Source organism: Pseudohalioglobus lutimaris, from assembly GCF_002866825.1.
In the GTDB taxonomy this organism is placed as follows: Bacteria; Pseudomonadota; Gammaproteobacteria; order Pseudomonadales; family Halieaceae; genus Halioglobus; species Halioglobus lutimaris.
In genome coordinates this window covers 63,654-85,782 of sequence record NZ_PKUS01000005.1, presented here as the reverse complement: position 1 = coordinate 85,782, position 22,129 = coordinate 63,654, and the positions used below count along the sequence as shown (strand labels likewise).

General features: G+C 56.3%; 18 protein-coding genes. 5 read left to right on the top strand and 13 right to left on the bottom strand.

Annotated features, from left to right (window positions below; genetic code table 11):
* Nucleotides 1-3 precede the first annotated feature (3 nt).
* The 12 genes from C0039_RS06310 to C0039_RS06255 form a co-directional block, all read right to left on the bottom strand.
* Entirely contained in the window at nucleotides 4-1,593 is a 1,590-nt protein-coding gene (locus C0039_RS06310; RefSeq protein WP_084179929.1) for a M48 family metalloprotease, read from the bottom strand.
* A 39-nt stretch (nucleotides 1,594-1,632) separates the two neighbouring features.
* Entirely contained in the window at nucleotides 1,633-2,301 is a 669-nt protein-coding gene (locus C0039_RS21400; protein ID WP_279304911.1) for a cytochrome-c peroxidase, read from the bottom strand.
* 148 nt (nucleotides 2,302-2,449) lie between these two features.
* Nucleotides 2,450-2,932 (bottom strand): peroxiredoxin family protein, encoded by a 483-nt coding sequence (locus C0039_RS06300; protein ID WP_076001803.1) that lies wholly within the window; start codon nucleotides 2,930-2,932, stop codon nucleotides 2,450-2,452.
* Between the two features lie 2 nt (nucleotides 2,933-2,934).
* Complete coding sequence (locus C0039_RS06295; RefSeq protein WP_084179931.1) at nucleotides 2,935-5,061, bottom strand: TonB-dependent receptor plug domain-containing protein; 2,127 nt, start codon at nucleotides 5,059-5,061, stop codon at nucleotides 2,935-2,937.
* A 274-nt stretch (nucleotides 5,062-5,335) separates the two neighbouring features.
* Nucleotides 5,336-6,043 (bottom strand): 5-formyltetrahydrofolate cyclo-ligase, encoded by a 708-nt coding sequence (locus tag C0039_RS06290; protein ID WP_076001804.1) that lies wholly within the window; start codon nucleotides 6,041-6,043, stop codon nucleotides 5,336-5,338.
* Nucleotides 6,044-6,226: 183 nt separating this feature from the next.
* Complete coding sequence (locus C0039_RS06285) at nucleotides 6,227-7,573, bottom strand: metal-dependent hydrolase family protein (RefSeq protein ID WP_076001805.1); 1,347 nt, start codon at nucleotides 7,571-7,573, stop codon at nucleotides 6,227-6,229.
* Nucleotides 7,574-7,730: 157 nt separating this feature from the next.
* Entirely contained in the window at nucleotides 7,731-8,834 is a 1,104-nt protein-coding gene (locus C0039_RS06280) for an alpha/beta fold hydrolase (RefSeq protein WP_165787051.1), read from the bottom strand.
* Nucleotides 8,835-8,897: 63 nt separating this feature from the next.
* Nucleotides 8,898-11,147: a TonB-dependent receptor gene (locus tag C0039_RS06275; RefSeq protein ID WP_076002477.1), complete on the bottom strand. Its 2,250-nt coding sequence runs from the start codon at nucleotides 11,145-11,147 to the stop codon at nucleotides 8,898-8,900.
* Nucleotides 11,148-11,414: 267 nt separating this feature from the next.
* Nucleotides 11,415-12,725: a serine hydrolase domain-containing protein gene (locus C0039_RS06270; RefSeq protein WP_133125954.1), complete on the bottom strand. Its 1,311-nt coding sequence runs from the start codon at nucleotides 12,723-12,725 to the stop codon at nucleotides 11,415-11,417.
* A 42-nt stretch (nucleotides 12,726-12,767) separates the two neighbouring features.
* Nucleotides 12,768-13,076, bottom strand: coding sequence for a putative quinol monooxygenase (locus C0039_RS06265; RefSeq protein ID WP_076001808.1), 309 nt, complete (start codon nucleotides 13,074-13,076; stop codon nucleotides 12,768-12,770).
* Entirely contained in the window at nucleotides 13,051-13,899 is an 849-nt protein-coding gene (locus C0039_RS06260) for an enoyl-CoA hydratase-related protein (RefSeq protein WP_101517597.1), read from the bottom strand. Before C0039_RS06260 ends, C0039_RS06265 begins: the two co-directional genes overlap by 26 nt.
* Before the next feature lie 34 nt (nucleotides 13,900-13,933).
* Complete coding sequence (locus C0039_RS06255; protein WP_101517596.1) at nucleotides 13,934-15,148, bottom strand: CaiB/BaiF CoA transferase family protein; 1,215 nt, start codon at nucleotides 15,146-15,148, stop codon at nucleotides 13,934-13,936.
* A gap of 338 nt (nucleotides 15,149-15,486) precedes the next feature.
* Between C0039_RS06255 and C0039_RS06250 the strand changes: the two genes are divergently transcribed.
* The 5 genes from C0039_RS06250 (at nucleotide 15,487) to C0039_RS06230 (ending at nucleotide 20,430) form a co-directional block, all read left to right on the top strand.
* Nucleotides 15,487-16,866: a GntP family permease gene (locus tag C0039_RS06250; protein ID WP_076001813.1), complete on the top strand. Its 1,380-nt coding sequence runs from the start codon at nucleotides 15,487-15,489 to the stop codon at nucleotides 16,864-16,866.
* Nucleotides 16,867-16,953: 87 nt separating this feature from the next.
* The gene (locus C0039_RS06245) at nucleotides 16,954-18,162 is read left to right on the top strand and encodes a CaiB/BaiF CoA transferase family protein (protein ID WP_076001814.1); all 1,209 of its coding nucleotides are present in this window, start codon (nucleotides 16,954-16,956) and stop codon (nucleotides 18,160-18,162) included.
* 134 nt (nucleotides 18,163-18,296) lie between these two features.
* Entirely contained in the window at nucleotides 18,297-18,506 is a 210-nt protein-coding gene (locus C0039_RS06240) for a hypothetical protein (RefSeq protein ID WP_076001815.1), read from the top strand.
* 181 nt (nucleotides 18,507-18,687) lie between these two features.
* Entirely contained in the window at nucleotides 18,688-19,842 is a 1,155-nt protein-coding gene (locus C0039_RS06235; protein WP_076001816.1) for a hypothetical protein, read from the top strand.
* A gap of 126 nt (nucleotides 19,843-19,968) precedes the next feature.
* The gene (locus C0039_RS06230) at nucleotides 19,969-20,430 is read left to right on the top strand and encodes a MaoC family dehydratase (protein WP_076001817.1); all 462 of its coding nucleotides are present in this window, start codon (nucleotides 19,969-19,971) and stop codon (nucleotides 20,428-20,430) included.
* Between the two features lie 68 nt (nucleotides 20,431-20,498).
* Here C0039_RS06230 and C0039_RS06225 read toward each other — a convergent pair whose 3' ends face one another.
* The gene (locus C0039_RS06225; RefSeq protein WP_101517595.1) at nucleotides 20,499-21,524 is read right to left on the bottom strand and encodes an AraC family transcriptional regulator; all 1,026 of its coding nucleotides are present in this window, start codon (nucleotides 21,522-21,524) and stop codon (nucleotides 20,499-20,501) included.
* Nucleotides 21,525-22,129: the final 605 nt, after the last annotated feature.

The following is a 22,129-nucleotide window of genomic DNA, read 5'->3' as shown; positions in this document are numbered from 1 at the left end:
GGTTCACTTCGCATGACGCGCTACAACCACCCTGGTGCGGAACCGCTGCGCTGACCGCGGATCCTGAAAAGGGCCGATGCCCGTACTGAATTCGATTTGCTGCTCCGGAGCCAGGGAGAAACCTCTGGTAATCACTTGACTGCGTCTGGCAGTGTCGGCGCTGGACATATCCACTAACTCGACCCTTACGGCTTTAACCGGAAAGCTGGTGGTGTTCTTTACCGCAATGAAGAGATACCCGCCCTTGCCGACAAACGGCTGGCTGGCAATATACTTGTGCGGGGCCTCATCCAGCTCTATCAGGGCCAGCTTGTTGTAGGCTGCCATGGCCAGTTCCCGGTCCTTGCTTCTCATCGCCTGTTTGAGATATTTTGCCGCCTCGTCCTCGCCACCCAATTGCAGGAAAATGTCACCGAGATAATAGGCGCTGGTGGCAGTGGGCAGTAAGCGGTAACTGCTGGCAAGATCATCTCGCGCGCCTGACAACTCACCTTGTCGATAACGCGTAACACCCCGGTACAGCCAGGGGCTGAACAGGTCGGGGTTCTTTCTGGTCGCTGTAGAGTAGGCTTTTTCCGCCTGCTGCTCGCTTTTCTTCATAGCCCAGGCATGGCCTCTCATTTCCCAGAACTGCGCCTCCTCCGGCTGCAGTTTGACGGCTGTATCCAGGTATTTCAGTGCCGCGTCGGCATTTTTGTCTTCGAGTGCGCTCATGGCCTTTTCCTGGGCCTCGTACGCGGGCGCGTCTCTCTTCAACTGGGCGATGCGCTGCTGGTAGCGTTCCCGAAAACGCTCTCCCCCTGGCATTTGTGCTGCGCGTTGCCTATTGGCCTCCACCCTCTCGCTGGACGGTGGATGGCTCGCGAACAGGCCACTGATAAAATCCTGCTCGCGGTTCTTGCTGAGCCGTACGAATGTTTCCTGCAGGTCCACTGCGGCTTCAGGGTTATAACCTGCCCTGGCCATATACTGCATACCGTAGTCATCGGATTCGAGTTCATCGTCGCGGCCATACTTTGCCATGATGGCCGCGCCGCCCACCTGCGATGCCAAATTACCCAGATCACCATAACCGTAGTTAGCCGCCGCGATAGTCGCCAGCTGTGCACTCAGCCCCACCAGGGTGCCGCGCGTCATTTGCGCCGCGCTGTGACGTGCAGCGGCGTGTACAATTTCATGTCCGAGTACGGCAGCAAGTTGTGCCTCGTCTTCCAACTCGGTCAACAAACCACGGTTCACTGCGATCTTTCCGCCGGGCAATGCCCAGGCGTTGGGAATGGCGCTGTTAATCACCACAAATTCGTAGGGTAGATCGGGCTGATGGCTCACCTTGGCCAGTTTCATGCCAACGTCGGCAACATACGACTGCAGTCCGGGATCGAGATAGTACAGACCGCCCTGCGACTGCTGCGATGGCCCATACTGCTGTTCGCCAATAGCAATTTCCTGCGAAACAGAAACAAGCGACAACTCGTTTTCGCCGGTAACGGGATTTACCGCGCAGCCTATCGCCGTGACACAAAGCGACAAAAGAAGTGCTCGCCCTGCCAGGTTCAGCGCCGTCCATGCGAAATTAATGCTCAGTCTATTCATGTTCTCTCAGTCGCGGTAGCTCATGCCATACACAGATTGTCACGCCAATTCCCATCGCAACGGCAGCTTAAACCAGGTTGCCCGGTAAACTGAAATCGCCGACGTGCTATCCAGAAAGGCTCTGGATGCACGGCGGCGTTTATCACCATGCAAGCAGTGTGCAGTGGTGGAGGTCATTTCGTCCGGGCGCGGTGTGCTGCCCATTTCTACACCGGCCTGAATCGGGCCCTTGGCTTGTTCGGCCAGGTCAGCAGCACGGCCGTCCCAGAACTGGGCAGCGTTAAACACTGCATTAAACACCGTGGGAGAATTGCGTGGTCCTTTTTGCCAGCCGTGGCCGATGGATACGGGCAAATAGTCATGACCACCCATGCCCACATTGTGACATGTGTTACAGCTGATCAGATGGCTGGCTGAAAGACGCGGTTCAAAAAACAGCATTTTACCCAGCTCTACCTTTGCTGCAGTGATTTCATTGCCGTCAATCGCCGGCGGATACTTGGGAATGGCCTTGAACATCGAGTTGGCCCGTTGTTGCAGTTCGTCAGCACAGACCGCACCGGCCGCCAAAACAAACACCGCCACTAAAGCGAATGCCAGCGGTTGTTTTTTCATTACACAGTTCCTCGTTACGCTTGTATTTCGATCATCAGTTTGTACTGGACGCCAAACCAACCAAACCCTGGAAAGCTGCGGATTATATGTCATATCAACCCGCTGTTGTGAGTCGATATTTGCATTGAACAGGGGCCGGCAAGGGCGGAGTCAATAGCGCCGGGAGGATGTGGGCTCAGTGCTGCAACGGCTGCTCAGGAAGGCCCCGACGAAGAAGAGATAGGGCTGGGGCACTCCCCCTTCAAGCCGGGCAAACCATATTCAACTGCTGCCGCAGAAGCGGCCTGAGCTCGTCTTCAGGCATGTATCCGCGCAACCAGCCCAGGGGTTTCCCGCTGCCATCGGCCATTAGTGTGAAGGGGGTGGCGGGGACGCCACCAATGGCGGCCAGCAATTTGCTGCTGGCCTGGTAGGCCGGGAACGCGGGCCTGACTCTCCGGTATTCAGCGAGCAATTCCCGGCGCGAGCCGTTCACACCCACGGCCACCGGCCTGAACTCGCCCGGGCACTGCGCATAGAGCTTGTTCAGCACTTTAAACTGGCGGTAACACCAGCTGCATTCCGGCTCGAAGAACATCAGTAGCAGTGGTGCCCCCTGGTATTGATCGAGTGAATGGCGCCCGGGTTCTCCGAGGCTGCGCAGTTCGAAATCCAGCAGCGAGCCCGGCTCATCGGCAACGGCCGACAGCGCGAACAGCAGAGGGAGTAAGCGTAGCCAGGACATGCCTAAAGGCTCCACTCCATGCCCACGTAGTACTCCCGGCCGCGCAGGGGACCGTAGATGTAGGCAACGTCATAGGCCCCGCTGAGGTCCCAGAACAACGGCGTTTCGGCGTCGTCCACCTGGGTATAGTCTGTAAGATTATTGCCGCCTACATAAAGCGACAGCGATGGCGAGACGTCGTAGGTCAGCTTCATGTCGATTGTCCAGTAGGAATCGGCCCGGGTGCTTTTCGGGTCCGAGTCAAAGACGTTGTACGCCTCATACCCGTAGTCCGCCAGGTTGCGGCTGCCAGTCCAACTCGCGCTGCTGTAGAACATCCATGACCCGTAGTTAAAGTCCGCCATGAGCACAGCGCGCTCCTCGACGGGTGCTATAGCGAAGGACTCCTTGAATACGTCGTCGTAATCGTACGTCTCCAGTGCAGCACCCAGGGTGAGGTAATCATTGACCCTGTAGCCCACTGCGATATCTCCGGCGGCGACTGCGGCAGTCTCCTCCATCTGCGTAAGCAGAGGTGTACCCTCGTCCGTTTCGCCCAGTGAGGCCAGGTTGTCCACCTCGGTGTAGGCCAGGGACAGGGTTGAACTCAGGGCCTCGCCCTCAAAGCTCAGGGCATAGGTTGCAGACAGGGATTCTTCGAGCTCATCGATATCAATGGCAAAGCCATCCCCGGCGTCGAGGATACCGTGATCTGTTTCGAAGAAAGACAGCGGCGCGCGATAACCGCGCCCCACTGACACCCGCGATGTCCACTGCTCGTTGTGCAGGTAGCGCAGATCTGCCCTGGGCGCGATGACACTCTCGTTAATCTCGGTACCGGGTTTCTCCGGCGCGACAAAGTCTGCCCTGGCGGTATCCACGCGAACTGCCAGCGAAAGCTTCAGCGAATCGCTCACATCCCAGGTATCCTGTAGATAGACACCCCAAACCCGGTAGTCGAAGCTGTCTTCAACGTAGTTCTCGCTCGCCGAGCCGGCCACCGAGTCCGAGCGCATTTCCTCATCGCGACTGTCTATGCCAAAGGTCAGCATATGCTGCTCGTTGATGACATAGTTGTTGCGTAAATCGAGGTAATAAAGCTCATCCGTGGCAGAATAATCGAAACCCTCATAGAAGCTGTCCTGCTCATGCCGGGACCAGGCCACAGACAGGGCCGCGTTGTAGCTTGTGCTGAATTCGTGCAGCCAGTTGACGGAAGCTTCGGTGCGCTGTGTATCAATCCACTCGGTAGTCTCCCAGGGCTTGCCGATAAACGCCTCGCGCACATCGTCGTTGGCGAAGAGATGCCCGGATTCCGTAGGGTCATCGCGGAAGCTACGGCGAGCCTCGCCGATGTCCGAATCCTGGGGCCCACCGAATATTTCTGAATCGGTGTAACCGACGCGCAGGACCACGTTATCGACGTCGGTGAAATCATGAGAAAGGCGAGCCACGTAATTGGTGTTTTGCTGCAGCGGGGCCTCGCTGACGCCATTGTCGTCGCCATCCAACTGATGGTGTTTATCGTCCTGGATGACCAGACTTGATCGTGTGCGTTCGTCATCGCTTACCAGGGTGCCCATCATGCCAACCAGGTAGGAATCATCATCCTCCATGGACATATTCAGGTTGAAACCGGTTTCCTGTGGTTCCTTGGAGACCACATTGATGGTTCCGCCAATAGCCTCAGGGGCCAGCAGAGACGCTCCGGCACCACGGGCTACCTCGATACGCTCAACACCGGTAGTGGCCAGGGCGTCGACAGCGTAATAGCCTGCCATCATCGTGTGCAGCGGAATACCGTCAGTAAGAATAGTCGAGTGCTCACCGCGCATGCCGTTGAGCATGATCCGTTTGACACCACACATGGAGCATTCGTTGGACACCCGCACGCCCGGTGAATTCTGGATAGCCTGGGTTAGGTTCACGGCCTGCATGGACTTGATCAGTGCTTCGTCGACCACTTCGGTTTTCTGGATGGCGTCCAGCAAGGTGCCGGCCTGGTACATCCGCTGGCGAACCCCCGTGACCAGGATTTCTTCCAAGGGCGGTGCAGCAGCGTCGTCGGACGCGGGGAAGTCTTGCTGCGCGATGGCCAGATTTCCGGCAGTTACCAGCAGTGCCACTGGCGCGAGTGCAAACTTGAACAAGGTTTTATCTCCGTGAAGTGGTTCCCAAACTCCTATTAATGATAATGATTATCATCTAGATTACAATCGTCTTTGAGAATTATTCTTATTACGATAGGAAAGGCGGACTGCACCCTGTCATCCCGCGTCATCCCGCGCAGGTTTGCACATGGGTAAACCTGGCAGTTCATTCAATACGGCATCCATAGATGGATTGCCTGGGAGCTCAACTATGCATAGACGCAGTGATTGGGTAGCTGGGAGGGTTCACGAGGTAAATCTTCTACGGTCGGCTTCACTCATTGGTATGGTTGCAGCGCTCACCTGCCTCCGTGAGTATCAGGTCAAGAGGAATGTCGTGAGGTTGCGGATAGATCGTAGGCAGCCGAGCGGATTCAAATCCGATACCGATGAGCAAGGGTCTAGGCGTTAACGCGGCCAGGGTACGATCAAAGTAGCCACCGCCATTTCCAAGGCGATATCCGTTGTCGGTCCAACCGACCAGGGGTGCCAACACGATCTCGGGCACAAGGCCAGGCGCGTCCGGCGGTGGCACAGGGATTTGCCATTGGTCGCGAAGCATTCTCGTTTCTGGTGTCCACAAGCGAAAGACGAGTGGGGCCGCCCTGGTCTCTACCACCGGGAGAACGATGTTCATACCCGCTCCATGCAACTCCCGCATCAATGGCCGCAGGTCTGGCTCACCCCGGATTGGCCAGTAGAACGACAAGACAACGCCACGCACATCGCAGCAGCGGTCATACAGCGCAGTTCGAACGCATTCTGTCAGCATTCCGGTCGCGGCACTGCGCTCTTCGACCGACATGGACGCACGGGCCTTTCCCAGGCGAACACGTTCCGCCTTGCGCCAGCGCGCCACATCGCGGGCCTGTTCGGGGTCAACTGCCAGGGGGTCGAAATAGTCCGGTGCAATCTCGGCTGCAAGACACGGCGGAGAGGAGAACCGGCCCGTACCCTGAAACTTTTCCGAATCGTCGCTCATAACGCTACCATGGGTATCGGCAATCTAAGCTTGCACTCGCTCTAGTGTTACGGGCAGAAATATTAGCGCCAAAATGCAAGCCAAGTGATATCAGTATAGCGCCTCCCGACCAAACACCTTACACCCAACAGGCCAGGTACGCCCCATTCTGGATATTGCTCGAGTGTATTTGTCAGGAAAAGCTCAAAGCGTGTTCTTGAAAATAGCTCCACCCTTCATGATGAGGTCAAACTTTTCCTCGTACTGAGTCATAACTGATATATCTTCGAGGGGATTACCCTCGATCAAAAGAAGATCGGCATGCGCGCCCTCCTCGATTACGCCCAGCTTACCCGGATAGGGATTACGCGGTCCGGACAAGGCCAGCAACTTCCCAGCCTTTGAAGTCGCCTGGCGAAGGATTTCAGCATTATCAAACCACTTTCTCCGAAGTGTGAATTCTTCATTCGCGCGGGCGATCATTGCCGGGGACGTGATGATGTCCGTGCCAAACACGATGTTCTCAAAGCCGATTTCCTTCGCCATGGTGAACATCTGGTCTATGCCCTCGTAGGCGGCGTCGTGTCTGGCTTTCATTTCGTCGTTAAAGCCCGCCGGGTGGAAGGTATAGACGATAACCTGGGGCGAAAGCCAGACGTCGTGTTTCTTCATCAGGCGCAGGGCTTTTTCGTTGATCAGGTTGCCGTGCTCAATGGACTTCACGCCATTCTCCACGGCGCGAATTATGCCCTCGGAGTTGTATACATGCGCGGTAACGTAAGTGTTCCAGTCGCTCGCGGCCTCCACGGCAGCGCGAATTTCATCGGCAGTGTACTGGGTGGTGTCCAGCGGATCAGCATAGGACCCGGTGCCGCCACCCACGGCGATCTTGATCTGCGATGCGCGGCGGCGCAGCACTTCGCGCACCGTCTTCAGTATTTCGTCGCGCCCGTCAGCAACCGCGACGTGGAAGTACTTCATCGGCACGCTCGGTTCGAACTCGAGTGTCGCCGGCCTCTGGGCGTCCGTGCGATGATCGGAGTGCCCTGATGTTTGCGAAATCATCGGCCCTGACGGGTACACGCGCGGCCCTTTCAGAATGCCTTCATCGATCGCCCGCTTCAGGGAAAAAGAGTTACCGCTAAGCTCCCGCACCGTGGTAAAACCCTGCATCAGGTACTGCTCAGCGACTGTCGAGGCGACATAGGCCCAGTACTCACGGTCCGATGTAAAGCCCACGCCGAAAGGCATCTGCAACATCAGATGCGCGTGCATATCTGCCAGTCCTGGCGTCATAACGCGGCCACCGGCGTCAATAATCGTCGTCCCCTCCGGCACATCGAGACCTTCCCCGATGGCAGCAATCAGGCCGTCTTGTATGAGTACGTCCTGGCCGTCGATGAGTTCCTTCCGGACGCCGTCGAATATCCTCGCGCCAGCGATCAGCGTGCCTGGTTCGGCGCTGTCCTGTGCCGCAGCGCTGGTGGACAGAAGAGCCGTCATACAGACGCCACTCAGTATTCGGCAAAGCACAGTCAGTTTGAGCTTCATGCATTGACTCCAATATCTATGAGAATCACTCCCGCCGGGTATAACACTCTACGGCGCACTGCGCCCTGTTTGACACGATAAATGCTGACGTTTCTTTTGCCGCCACTCCGCCAACAAAGATGGCGAACGCCGAAGCCAGCACGGGACTCATGGAACGTCATTTGTTGCAGCTTTGCTCATCTCCGAAACCGGCGTCGCGAGTCCTGCCGAAAATATCACGCAGTACGATCCTTTCGAAGTCCTCGTACTGTTCCACATGCGGCCAGTGGGCAGAGTGCTCAAAGCTATAGAAGCGTTTCAACGGCGCCAGCAGGTTATCAAAGTAGATTCTGGCCTGGTGATGCGTAGTCTGGTAATCGTGTTTTCCCTGGAATATGAACACGGGTAGCGTTTGCCGGGGAACCGTTTCGCTCAGGTCGGTTCCAATAATGTGGGGCCACAATTGCTCAAGGCTGATCTTTAACGCAAGCTCGTTGATATCCCGTTCACGCTGCGTGTAGTGCGGCAAATCTGCCATGCCGATTGCATACTCGTCAGCAGCCACGACCCGGTCATAACGCGCTCCGCGAAAGTAGTGTACCAGCGGGCGATTCACGAGCAGGTACTCCAGCCAAGGTCCCACGGCGGAGGTCTGGGGCAGGCTTAACTGATCGATAGCAGCTAACATTTTCGGGTCGGTCTGCTGCTCCCTCTTTGCTTTCAACCAATAGAGCGTCTCGACTTCGGACCGGGCCTGATTGCTACTCTGGCCAACCCCGATATAGGCGTGAAACAGATCAGGGTGGCGCATCGCAGTATAAGAGCTCAGTACGCTTCCCCAGGAATGCCCCAGTAGATAGATCTTCTCTTTGCCAAATTTCGACCTGAGATAGTCTGCAACTTCTGCTGCATCTTCTACCAGCCGGTCAAGATTGATGGATGAGACATCCAGATCCGGCGGATTGGACATGCCCGTTCCTCGCTGATCCCAATATGCAACGGTGAACAAACTCTCTATCTTCTGCCACTGCGCGTCGTTATGCAGTGCCGGGTAAACTGGTCTGCCCGGTCCGCCGTGGACGTATAACAGCACGGGATTACCAACCTTGTTGCCGCGGATAACGATTCCCTGGTGAATACCACCGATTAACGGGCGTTCTTCCAGAGCAACCGGTGGCGTTTTATCACACGGCGGCGCAACGGGCAGTTTATTCCCTGCATGCCCTGTTACAGCGAAGAGCAGAAGCAACAAAGCAAGCGTGGCACACCATGTGGGTGCCACGCTTGCTGCGGTGCAGTAACCCTGACCTGCCACCACCACAGCCATTAGCCGCAACAGGCTTTATCAGAAGTTGTACTTGGCTTCGACACCGTATGTACGGGGCATGGCGTAACCACCCAGTATCGTGCCGAAGAAGTCACGGAAGCTGTAATTCTGGTGGTCGCTGTCAGTCAGGTTACGTCCCCAGACAGACACCTCCCAGGTTTCAGCATCACTCACCAGACCAATGCGTGCACTGACGGTGCCATAACTATCAACCTCGCCAAAAGCCACCTCAGATCCGTCCGCAAGCGTATGACCCTCGTCGTTGCTTGCAGTAATGTAGTAGCCATCGGTATAGCTGTAGTCGGCACGTAACAACAAGCTGGAATCAATAGCCGGCAGCGGGTAATAGTACTGGGCTCCTAGTGAAGCAGTCAGTTCGGGCGCGTACGGTAACTTGTTACCGGAAGCGTCACCCCCCTCTGCGTCCCCACCCGGGAAGCTGTCGAACTCCGCATCCAGGAAACCCAGGGCTGCAGTCAGCTGTAAGTTCACCGTGGGCTGATAGGTCACATCGATTTCAACGCCCTGGGTAATAACCTCAGCCGCGTTGGTGATGGACAAAGCCGTGCGGCCGCCACCCAGGTCGACATACTGGTTCACCTGGTAATCTTCGAACTCAGAGTAAAACAGTGCCACACCCAGACGCAGGTTATGATCCGGGAACTCACCCTTATACCCCACCTCATAGCTGGTCACGGTTTCCTGGTCGAACTCAATACCGGCCTCAACCTGATCCACGTTGATGAAGTCCAGGTTGTAGCCGCCGCTCTTCGAACCGGTGGACACCCGGCCATAGATATAACTGTCTTCAAGCACTGCATAATTAAGGCTGATAGTGGGATCGAAGCTGTCATCGGTGCGGCTATCCACAACGTTGGTCGTGGCTATTCTGAATGCTCCGGAATTTGATCCGTCAATGTTCCAGTCCACGTCCTTGGTCTCTTCCCCGTAACGGAAGCCGACGCCCAGGGTCAGACGGTCGGTGAGGTCGTAGGTGCCGTTAGCGAAGATTGCGTAGCTCTCGGTGTCTACCGTGCCGTCAATGTCCACCGCCTTCCTGGTGGGATCTATACCAAAAGCCAGGATAGGAACCTCAACGCCTGCCCCGGGGAAGAAGACCGTACCCAGACCTGGAATCGCATCGCGATCCGTCGCGCTGTCTTGCTGGTAGTAGTAGATACCCGCCACATATTTGAAGTTTGAGTCGTCAGGCGAGATGATCTGGAATTCCTGTGTAGTCTGTTCATAGGTGTCGGTATAGATCACACCCAGGAATTCAGCGCTATCGTAATCAGGATCAGCGTCATAAGTGATCTCACTGTCTCGGTAAGCGGTGATCGACTTGAGCAGGTAACCACCCTCTGTTTCATAGTCGAAGGTCAGCGAGGCGCCCTTGAGCTCTTTATCTTCAAGGACCGTTTGTTGGGAGAACTCGTACTTGTCCTTGCCTTCCTCCGGCCTGAAGAACCCGAACGTATCGGTCAGCGGCTCACCGTTAAAGCCCAATCGATCCTGCTCCATGTAATCCGCACTGATGTTCATTTCCAGCGAGCTACTCAACTCGGAACGTAGATGCACGCGGCCCGACACAGCGTCTCGCTCATTGGCTTGATCGCCATTGAACAGGTTGTCAACGTAGCCATCGCGGGTTGTTGAATTGCCATAGAACTTAACACTGGTAGCGTCGGTGAGCGGGACATTGACTGAACCCTGCAGCTCGAGATTGTCGTAGTTGCCGACAATAACACCCACTGAACCTTCGAATTCGTCACCTGGCTTTACCGATGTCAGACTGATTGCCCCCGCCACCGTGTTCTTGCCGAACAATGTGCCCTGAGGCCCGCGCAGCACCTCCACTTGTGCCAGATCCACCAGACCCTGGTTGGCCGCTGGCGACTGCCCCAGGTAAACACCGTCAAGATAAACACCCACACGGCTGTCAAAACCGATATTACGGCTGTTGGCACCTACACCGCGAATAACAATGTTCGTACCGAAGTCGGAGTTCTGGCTGATCATCAGGTTAGGCGTCAGGTCGCCCAATTCCTTTAATTCCCTAACGCCGCTCTGCTCAATCGTCTCTGCACTCAACGTGGTAATAGAAATGGGCACTTCAATCAGACGTTCCGAGCGTTTCTGAGCGGTTACTACCACTTCCTCGAGCATCGATTCCTGTGCTTGTACGGCTGTATAGGTACTAAACAGTGCACCACTTATAGCAGCACGCAGAATAAAATTGGTTGTACTGCTACATGTTTTTGATTTCATCAGAGCTTTCTCCCACATTGTTTTTTATAGGGCATCCTGGCACAACCGCATAAGCTGGATCGCTCCAGCGGTTATCACTTCTATTACGCCTACAGGCCGTAACATGTGACGGATTATTGCCAGCGAGCAGATGTCATGCTTGATGTGAATGGACAATGCTTTCACTATCACGCGACAGGTTTTCACTAACAAAAAGATGTAATGCGCGTGGTCACGAAGTTCAAACCCGGTTTCACTGACATGTCCAGGACAGAGCTATTCGTCGCCCTATCGGGCGTCGTCGCCATCTTGAATGGTGAGCGCCTTCGACAGCGGTCGCAAAAAACGGATCAGGGGTGAACTGGGCACCGTTGAGTAATAGGCAATGACGATGCCCTCCTCCGGCAACACGTAAAGCCCCTGCCCGAACATCCCGCCCTTGAACATGCCACCATCCGCATACACCGCATCCCACTGGCGCGAATTCCCCAGCGGCGTTTCGCCAAGGTAGCCGGTAAAGCGCTTGCCATCGCCTTTGATGAAAACCTCATGGCTGTGACGCGGCCTGGCGATACGCGCCCTTGCGGCATCGGACACCACCTGGCGGTCTGCAACCAGTGACCAGTAGGGTGTATAGAGCAAACCGTACCGCGCCAGGTCACGCAGCCGCGAGGACACAATGCCGTGTGCCAGGGCCATGCCATCCGGCGCAAGATGCACCTGCAGGGGGCCCTCAGCGCGGACATGGGACCATACCCTGTCATCGAACGCGTCCGGCCAACTCTGTCCGGTTACGGCTTCGGCAATGAATACCAACATCTGGGTGATACCCGAGCTGTACTCGAACACCTGTCCGGGCTCTCCCGTGCGCCCTGCGGATTTCAAGATCTCGCGCACGGTCTCGACCTTGCCATGCTTGTAGGCTTCACCAAACTCGGCGAGGTAGTAACGCGTGGCCGTCGAGTCCGGTTCCTGCCGTGTCTGCGCACTGTCGTGGGTATCGGTACCCGGAACCATGTCCAGCAGCTCAATAATGCGCACCGCGCCTAGTGCGGTGCCGGCGAAGTCAGGCAGGTGCTCGGCGACGCTATCCGTGTCGGCCAGCTTCCTCTCATCAATCAGTTGTTCTATAAGTAGCGCCGCAGTGGGTTTGGCCACCGATGCCCATAGATGGCTGTCTGCCGACTTCAAGCCAGGATACGCCTCGTAAACCACCTCGCCACGGCGCAAAATAATCACCGCCTTGGTGGCCGAGCGTGGATCACTGATCGCTTCGCCCAGGGTCATGGTGCCCAGATCGGTTTTCGCGCTCACCGCATCGAGCTTCCCGGCCCATTCGCCTTCGTTGCGCTCGAAGGTGTTTGCAGGAAGCCGGTTGGGAAGCACCGCCGTGCGCATGGTACGTGCGATATTCTCGCTCCACCAGGAGGTGATATCGCCGCCGCCAAGCAGTTGTCTATAGCTCGTGGCGCTGGCATACCGCTGGCTTTCTTCCAGCGAATAACCGTCGCGAGATTCTTTCACATCCACGGGCAGTGCCGTCAGCGGCGTGATAGCCACGAGCAATAGCGGGACGAACACCCTAAAGACTGAATGCACTATTATTATCTCCTTGTAAAACAGTGTGGGGTAATTGGGCGATTACACAGGCTGCAAGCATTGGTGGCTGACATGCTTGACGTATTCTTTTGCCGCCTCGCGAAAACGGGTCATGTGCGGTGCTTGCAGGTGAGCCTGGAGGCTGTCCAGATTCGCCCAGGCTTCAACCAGTGTGATGGTGTCGGGCCGCAGCTCAACCTGGGTAGGCATTCCAGTAGCGATATCCACCATCGGTTCGTAAGCCAGACACCCGTCCTCAGCCTGAACCTTTGTAAGCGTCTCGTTTAGCAGAGACAGGAAGTCGTCCAGACAGTCCGGCAAGACTTCAACTGTCGTCACCACCTGAATCATATGCATTCCCCTGTGGGTGCCTTTCATGCGTCCAATCGCCCTGGTTTCGGTATTGCTTGAAGTTGGGTGTCCGCTTTTCCGCGAAGGCGGCCATGCCTTCTTTTTGGTCCGGAGTACTGTAAAGCGCATGGAACAGGCGGCGTTCGAGTTTCAGTCCGGGGATCAACGGTGTTTCCGCCTGCTGGTTTACCGCTTCCTTCCCCGCCAGTACGGCCAGACGCGGATTGTTTGCGATCACCGTGGCCAGTGCCATTACCTCCTCCATCAACTTGCCATCTTCGACAACTTTAGTGATCAATCCCATCCGTTCGGCCTCTTCGGCGTTGAACGGTTTTCCGGTGAGTATGTAGTACATTGCCTTGGCCTTGCCGACCGCGCGCGTCAACCGGGCCGGACCGCCGGCGCCAGGGATAACCCCCAGGGTCACCTCTGGCAGACCGAACCGGGCCGTCGTATCGGCAATGATAATGTCGCACATCAGTGAGATTTCAGTGCCACCCCCGAATGCGAAGCCGCTCACCGCGGCGATCACCGGCTTGCGCAGCTCGGCCACCTTGTCCATGTAAGCGGCCAGGTCGGTGAGGTAGGCACTCTCGAAATCCTGCGACGCGATCCACTTGAGGTCGGCACCGGCACAGAAGGCCTTCTCCCCGCCCGCAAGGACCATACAGCCGATGCTGTCGTCGGCGTCAAACTCCATCAAGGCATCCGTTACCTCCATTGCCACCTTCTCATTCAGTGCATTCAATGCTTCCGGACGGTTAAACGTCACTACACCTATGCTGCCTTTGCGTTCGGTTTTCATGTACTTGAAATCACTCATGATGAATTCTCTGCTGTTGAATAAACTGACCTGCCTAGCGCGGCAACCCGACCGCCCGCGCCTCTGCCATCGCTCGCACGTCCTCTACGCTGTAGCCCAGGTCCATCAGCTCAGACAGAGTGTGTTCGCCGATGCCCGGTGGCTTTCTCGGTTTGACCTTGTCGATACCTTGCGCCTGGATCTGGATCGGGCTGTCTACGGTACGCATACCGTCTGAACCTTCGACTTCCGGAAAACAGCCGTTGGCGATCATGTGCTCGTCGCGGGTGCATTCCTCCGTCGTCTGCGTCACGCTGAAATTCACGTGGCCTTTTCTGAGAATATCGGCAATCGCAGAAAGATCATGCGACCCGATGATCTTCTGTATCTCGTCAAACAGCACCTGATGGTTCTGGTAACGAAGCTCCGGGGTGCTGAAACGATCATCGCCTATTAGATGATCAGCCCCCAGGGCATAGAGACAGTTTTCGAAATTGGCGGGATTAAGCTCCAGAATAATGACGTAGCGGCCGTCCCTGGTCTTGTAGGTGCCCGCGGTGACCGGGTTGGGCCATTCCGTTCGGTGAAACTTCTTGATCGGTGGCGCCCCCGCCAGTGTTGACTGGAGCATGCTTGAGTTGATCCAGAGCCCGTTGCTCATGAGAGACGTTGACACCTTTGATCCCTCGCCTGTGCGCTCCCTGTGGAAGAGGCCAGTCATGACCGCGCCGAACAGGGAGGTCGCCGTGGCCAGGTCGCCGGCACTGGCGGGCAACAGCGCCGGATCCCCGTCCTTCGGACGCATCTCCTCCATGAGTCCCGTTCTGGCATAGAGCGCTGTCATATCATAGCCGGGGGCGTCCTTGTCGGACCCCTGCGAACCAAAGCCATTTACCCATGCGTAAATGACCTTTGGATTAACAGCCTTGATATCTTCGTAGGTGTGCTTGAGTTTTTGCTGCACCTGACGTGGCGAGTTGGTGAGAAACACGTCCGCTGTAGCAGCCAGCTTGTGCAGGGCTTCCTGCGCTGCAGGCACGTTAAGGTTAAGGGCTACCGATTTCTTGGTCCGGTTCTGAATGAAAGTGGTGTACGGCACATCACTTGGCGGCATGGGCACCACCTTGTGACCGTATCGCCATAGATCTCCGCTGGATGGCTCCACCTTGATTACTTCCGCCCCAAGATCTGCGAGGATCACGGTCGCGGATGGCGCCGCCGCCATCGCGGCAACTTCGACTACTCTGATACCTTCCAGTATTCCACCCATAAGACTCTATACTCCCAGTTGTTCGGTTTAGTGCTCGCATTATTATCTCCACAAGGCCGCGGCCTCCGCTTGCTCTGAGCGGACAGAATGCAGCATCACCTGGTTGCAAGCGCTTTCACCGCTGTCCGCTCAAATCAAGCACGTTCAACAGCAAGTCGGAACAATAACACTGCAAACATCCATCTCGGACCGGGAGCGCGTTCGATGGCCGCTGACTGACATTCTGCAAACCACTGCATGACTGGCAGCACGCAGGTTGCGCACAGCATCGAGCCGGTCGGGGGCAATTACCCTTTACCGGGAACCCGATACTGCAATAAAAATAGAGGGCTGGTCAGTTGATAGAATATTTAGGATTGTTGGGCGGTGTCGCGCTCCTTGTCTGGCTTGCCCTGCGCGGCGTCAACATCGTATTGGCGGCGATACTGAGTTCTCTGCTGGTCATTGCTACCAATGGCCTGCCGCTCGCCCAGGGTATCACTGAGTATTTTTCTTTCGGGCCCCTTGGCGCCTTCACCTTTGCGGGGAAATTTTTCCTACTGTTTACCGCCGGGGCCGTATTCGGTCGCGTGATGGGCGACAGCCACGCCGCGGCCAGTATCGCGCTGGCGCTGGTCAAACGGCTGGGGGCTCACCGCGCCCTGTGGATTACCACACTGTCCTGCGGCCTGTTGACCTATGGTGGCGTCGTGGCATTTGTCGTCATTTTTGCAATGTACCCCCTGGGGCTGCGGCTGCTCAAGGAGGCGGACATTCCCAAGCGCCTGTTCTGTGCGGCACTGGCCCTGGGCGCAGGCACCTTCACCCTTACCGCCCTCCCCGGCACCCCCTCGGTGCAGAACGTGATTGCCGCAGTGGCGCTGGAGACTGACCTCTTTGCCGGCGGCTGGCTGGGCTTGATGGGTGCTGCGATCATGTTCGGCGGCGGCATGTGGTATCTGGAACGCCAGCGTTTGCTGGCTGCCCTGAACGGAGAGCACTTCGTACCCGGGCCGCTGGATCGCATCGCCAACGCCACTGAAGACGACGCGCAACACCCGCCGGCTACCGTCGCCATTATGCCCCTGGCGCTGGTGCTGTTGACGATCATGCTGCCTCGCCTTTTCACGGGGCTCCTGGATGAGGCCACACTGTCATCGGCAGCCTGGCCATTCGAGTTACTGCGCTTTGCCTCCCGCCAGCCCATCGTCTGGCCCTGTATTGCCCTGGCGCTGGGCACACTGTTGGCGATCTTCCTGTTTCCGCTGGTGCGACGCGATGCATTGGTGATTGCCGGCAATGGCGCACAGGATGCCATGCTGCCGCTGGTCAACACCTCGGCGGTGATTGGCTTCGGGGGCGTGGTGACCCACACCGTTGGTTTTGAAAGTTTTACCCGGGTTATGCTGGACTTCGGGCTACCGCCGCTACTGTCGATGTTTACCTCGGTGAGCCTGGTATCGGCGATCACCGGCTCTTCTTCCGGCGGTCTGCAGATATTCATGGAGACCATGGCGCCGGCCTACCTCGAAATGGGCATCAGCCCCGGCGCGCTGCACCGCATCTCCATCATGGCCAGCGGTGGTTTCGACTCGCTGCCCCACTGTGGCGCCATTGTCGCGATGCTGACGATTACCGGCCTCACCCACAAGGAGGCTTACAGGGATGTCGGCATGATCACGGTGGTTATACCCGTCTTCGCCACCCTGTGCGTGATGGGCGTGGTGGCGCTGCTCTGATAGCAAGGTCACAGAGATAAATACGCGAGATGGACGTTGCGTTGTACGCAACGATTTACACAAATCTGACACAGTAGGGAAAGAAAAATGGAAGCGGTGCTAAAAGGTATCAAGGTGATTGAGGTGGCCTCCATGGCCGCAGGGCCATCGGGGGGCGTGATGCTGGCGGATTTTGGCGCCGAGGTGATAAAAGTCGAGCCGCCTACCGGGGATCCCTGGCGATTCGGTCACCTGATTCACCCAATGCCACCGAGCCAGATCCCGTACACGACTTTTATACGGAATCGCTCAAAGAAGTCAGTCGCGCTGGACCTGAAGAAGCCCGAAGCACAGGCAGTGCTGCATAAGCTTGTGGAAACTGCGGACGTATTTTTGACCAACTCTCCCCTCAAGGTACAGAGTGATTGTGCGCACACCTATGAGGCCATCCGTGAAGTGAAACCGGAAATCATCTACGCGTGGATCAATGGCTTCGGGCTGAACGGGCCCGACAAGGACCTACCAGGCTTTGACGTCACGGCGTGGTATGCGCGCTGTGGTCTGTCGGAGCAATTCCGTGCCAAAGATGGTGATCCGGTTATGCAACCCATAGGTCTTGGCGATACGTTTACCGCCACAACCCTGTTCGCCGGCATCATGATGGGCCTCTTTAACAAAGAGCGTACCGGTAAAGGCACCCGGGTTAGCACCTCGCTGATGAACAATGGTCTCTGGGCTAATTCGTCCATGATGCAGGCGGCCCTTGTCGGCGCGCCACCCATGGAGAAATACCTCAGAGACGAGTGGCCACAGGCGGTCATGGGTGCCATCTACAAGACCCGGGATGAACGCTTTGTGCTCATCAATGAGATCAATCCAAACAACGCTGCAGGGGTGGTAGAAGCCCTCGGCGCAGAGCACCTTAAAACCGATGCGCGCTTCACAACGGCCGAGCTGCGCACACAAAATGCCCGGGCACTGTGGGACCAACTGCAGAATGTTATCGCCACCATGGATCTTGCCGAAGTCGAAACGCGCTTCAAGCAGCGCGGCGTCAACCACGGCGTCATGAAAACCGCTGCGGAGTGTGCGGAGGATGAGCACATGATTGCCAATGGCTGCTTCCCGGAGGTCGAGGGCTGTGAGGGTATCCGCACCATAGACAACCCGATTCAACTGGACGGCATGGAAAAGATCAAACCGCAGAAACCACCGGAGATAGGCGGTAACTCACTGGCCGAATTGATGGCCATTGGTTACAGCGAAGAAGAAATCCACGCCATGGCCGCGGCTGGCGTGGTCGGCATTGCCAGGTAAGTAGCTACCTGTGTCGCCGGGCGGTATTGCGGGAAACAGTTACCGACCGCGTTGGCTGCAGATTTATCGGCTGAGATTCGAGAGGCTTTTGCAGCTGCCCGGGTACGCGGCAGCCTCGTGAGAGGGTTAACGTAGTGATAGATTTATTATGTCGTAAGACCAGCGGTGGCGATCTGCATATCAGCCTGGCCGAACGCTATCTGGCCAACGGCGAATGGGGCAGAGCCAGAATGGCCATTGAAGAGGGGTTCGCCAAGGGGCGCCTGTCCGAGCCCGAGAGAGCGCGACGCCTGTTTCGGGATATATGCGCTCGCCTCGGTGTCACGGAAACCTCACTGCAGTAGGCAGTGAGTGAACTGCCATTATTTGATTCATATAACGCGGGGGCACGCTACGCGTGATACGAATGGATGTCAGACCTGAAACCGGGTTATAAGCCGCCGAAGGCTTGTCCTCTCATATCAAGCGCAGTCAGACAGCGCGGCGTAATAATAAGACTCCAAACATTCAACCCGGAGAAGTCTGATGGCCGATCGAGCAAAAGCACTGGACCTGCTGTGCCAGCGCGTACTGAGCACCCGCGAGCAAATAGGTGATGCCTGGGCACACAATGCAGACCCTGAAACAGGTAAGTGGAATACCGTTCCTACCGGGGACTGGGTCGATGGTCACTGGGTCGACATGCTGCGCATGACCGGCGAGTTACTTGATCGCCCGGAACTGATTGAAGAAGCTTTCAGTCGCACCGAGGCCATTCGCCACAAGCTGGAACTGGATGACATGTTCCGTGGCCATCGTTTTGCCTATTCAGCGGCACGCTTGTATGCAACCACGGGGGACGAGCATATGCGCACGCTGGCCCTGGCTGCGGCCTGGACATTGCGCGCCAGCGCAAATAAAGGCAATGGCGCCATGCCGGTGGGCAGTGAATGCCAGGTACTGGGGGCCGTGGAGTTTACCGATGAAGTGGCCGCAGGCGCCCTGTCGCGCAACACGATCTGTGTGGATAATGTTCACCCTCCTCTTATCCTCGATTGGTGGGCCTGGAAAGAAACCGGCGACGAGACCTTCCGGATTGGAGCGGAGCGAATGCTAAAGGTGCTGGAGGAGCACTTTATCCGTGAAGACGGCTCGACGATAGAAAACATCATGTTTGACTGGCATACCGGTGAATTGATCGCCGAGTTGCCAACGCTACTTGGCTACGCTGATGATTCTTGCTGGACAAGAGGTCAATCCTGGGCAATCGCCGGGAACTTATGGGGCTATGAACATACCCGTAACACGCATTACCTGAGTGTGGCAGGGAAGCTGTTTGATTACTGGTGGGACAGAGTGGGCGCGGACATTCCTCCCTGGGATTTCAATGATCCCAACCCGGACGCCCCGCTGGAGACATCGTCCTCTGCCATTGTCTGTTCGGCACTGGCGCGTTTGGCCGTAATGGACCCGGTGCCGGAAGAAGCCAAACCGTTTATCGACCGCCTCGACCCGATGCTGGAGAGCCTGTGCAAACACCTCACACCCATCGACGATCAGGATAATCGCCCTGTGGGCATGCTGCTTGACGGTTGCATGAACGGTAGAAAACACGTTGCCGAGAGGAACGAGCTGATCTGGGGCGATTTCTATTTGATGGAAGCCCTGTACTGTCTGGAGAAGAAAGGCTTAGCCAGCTGATCGGGGAATACCACCCGCGTTGGTGGCATTCAGCGATTAACAAGGGATACGAGGAGGGACATTTCCTCGGCTTTCTTTAGGTGCCGAATGCCCTGATGCGCAAACGTAGAACAATAGGAGCGTAAAATGGACTTCCCTGTATTTTTCGAAGACTTCGAGATCGGTTCATCCCGCGTGACTCATGCCAGAACGATCACCGAAGCCGATATCGTTTTTCACGCCGGGCATTCAGGTGACTTTATGCCGCACCACACTGATGCCGAGTTCTGCAAAACACAACCTTTCAAGAAAATAGTCGCTCACGGCACCATGACGTTCGCGATTGCCATCGGGCTAACCGTGTCCTCCCAACCATTGAACCCCCACGGCATGTCGTACGGCTACAATAAAATTCGGTATCCCAGACCTGTTTTTGCAGGGGATACGATTAAAGTCAACGTCAAGATCCTGTCGAAAGAGGATCACGCCAAGCAGCCGGGTCACGGCATCTTGATCGAAGCGAAAGAGGTGACCAACCAGCACGACGAGGTGGTCATGTATGCCGAACATGTCATCATTGTCGAAAAACGGAGCGCCCAGAAGACCTGAGCTGCTGCGGGGCAATCACAGGGTAAAGAGCAGCTACTTGATGTAACCACCGAAGCTGCTGACATCCGTCATTTTTTTCTGATCCTTGCCTTGTCCCGCCAAACTGCCGGAGAAACCTGATGGCGGCTTTTGAATGTATGGGAAAAGCTGCTTAACTCGCTGAAACCCAGCATATCCGCGATGGTCGTCAACGGAAGATCCGAGTCTTGCAGGTAGCGCTCCGCCATATCCAGCCGTACCTCGGCTTTAAGTTCTCGAAAGGTAGCACCCCGGCAGCTCAATTCTCGTTGCAGTGACTTGGGGTGCATAGACAGCACAGCGGCGATACCCGTTTGGGTGCAGTCCGCAGTATGCACACGCTGCTCAATCAACAACTTCACTTTCGAACAAAAATCCTCCTGACGTTCGTATTCCTCCTCCAACGCCGCGATCTGCCTGTTCACCTGTTTATAAAGACTGCTATTGCGCTCAGCAAGGTTTCCACCCAGGTCCGAGGCGGGAAAATCGATCAGATTGAACTCCCTGTTGAATTCAACTTTGACGCCAAAGAATCGATCGTACCCGTGGCTGTCTGCCGGAGGCGGGTGAATAAAACCCACGGACGACGGCCGCCAGTGTTGACCACACAAGGCTTTCATCCCCATAAACATCGAACAGGTGCTGTACACAGCCCACTGGAAGGTTGGCACGTCACTGGGCACCCTGTCCACCCGCGTAAGCAAGGCGTGATCGCCCTCTACATCGAGTTGCCAGAGGATTCCCCGGTTGTGGAGGTGCAAGTGTTTCGTGGCCGCCTTCAAGGCCTGCTCCACACTGGGGCTGTGCGCAACCAATGGCCATAACAAACCAAACTGGAACACCTTTCTTCGGCTACCCAGCATCAGGCCAAAGTCGTCCCTGCCCAACGTCCGGGCGGCAATATCCAGCAATGCGGAAACATTGGCACAGGGAACTAAATGATCCGGGTTGGACATTAGCGCTGCAGTCAGGCCCACTTGGCGATACATGGGTCTGGGGTCGGCGCCAAGCTCCTGCACCAGGTCATCAAAACCCGCCAGGACTTCGCTGCGTACCAGAAAAATTTCTCTAGTCATGACCCAAACCGTTCGCCTTCGGGCATATTGTTATAAGTAAATATTATTACTGCCTGACTTACCTTTGCCCACTGGAAACAAGACAGCCAGCAATCAAGTAAACGGACAATATACACCCATAAATCCCATTATATGAAGCATCGAAATGGAATACGTCGGCCTTATTGCAGGGGGAGAGACAACGAGATCGAGCTTGGGTCAATGCTGAACATTCTGTGCCGGGCCGTGCTGAACAAATCTCAAACATCGAGCATGAAGGCGGCAGCTATCTCCGCTGGGCCCTGGCTTACCGGCCCCGGGCACGTGTGCGACTAACCATCATCTTCCCGCGCGTACTAAAACTCTCCATCAACGATCCCAGCATGGCAGGCGGTGACCCTGCGATGGAATTGTTGGCTTTTGCCAGTAAGCTACCGATTGTTTGGCCAGGTTCTGCTGGTGTGGTCGCATTCGCACAGGGGGCGCGATAACACCTGATAAGCACACAGATATACTTTATCGCACCATCGCACCATCGCACGACGGGGTCTCGCGTGTTTACTATCACCTGTCGTAGATGAAAACGTCGCTTAAGGAAAGCCACGAATGACAGAAATACCCGCTGC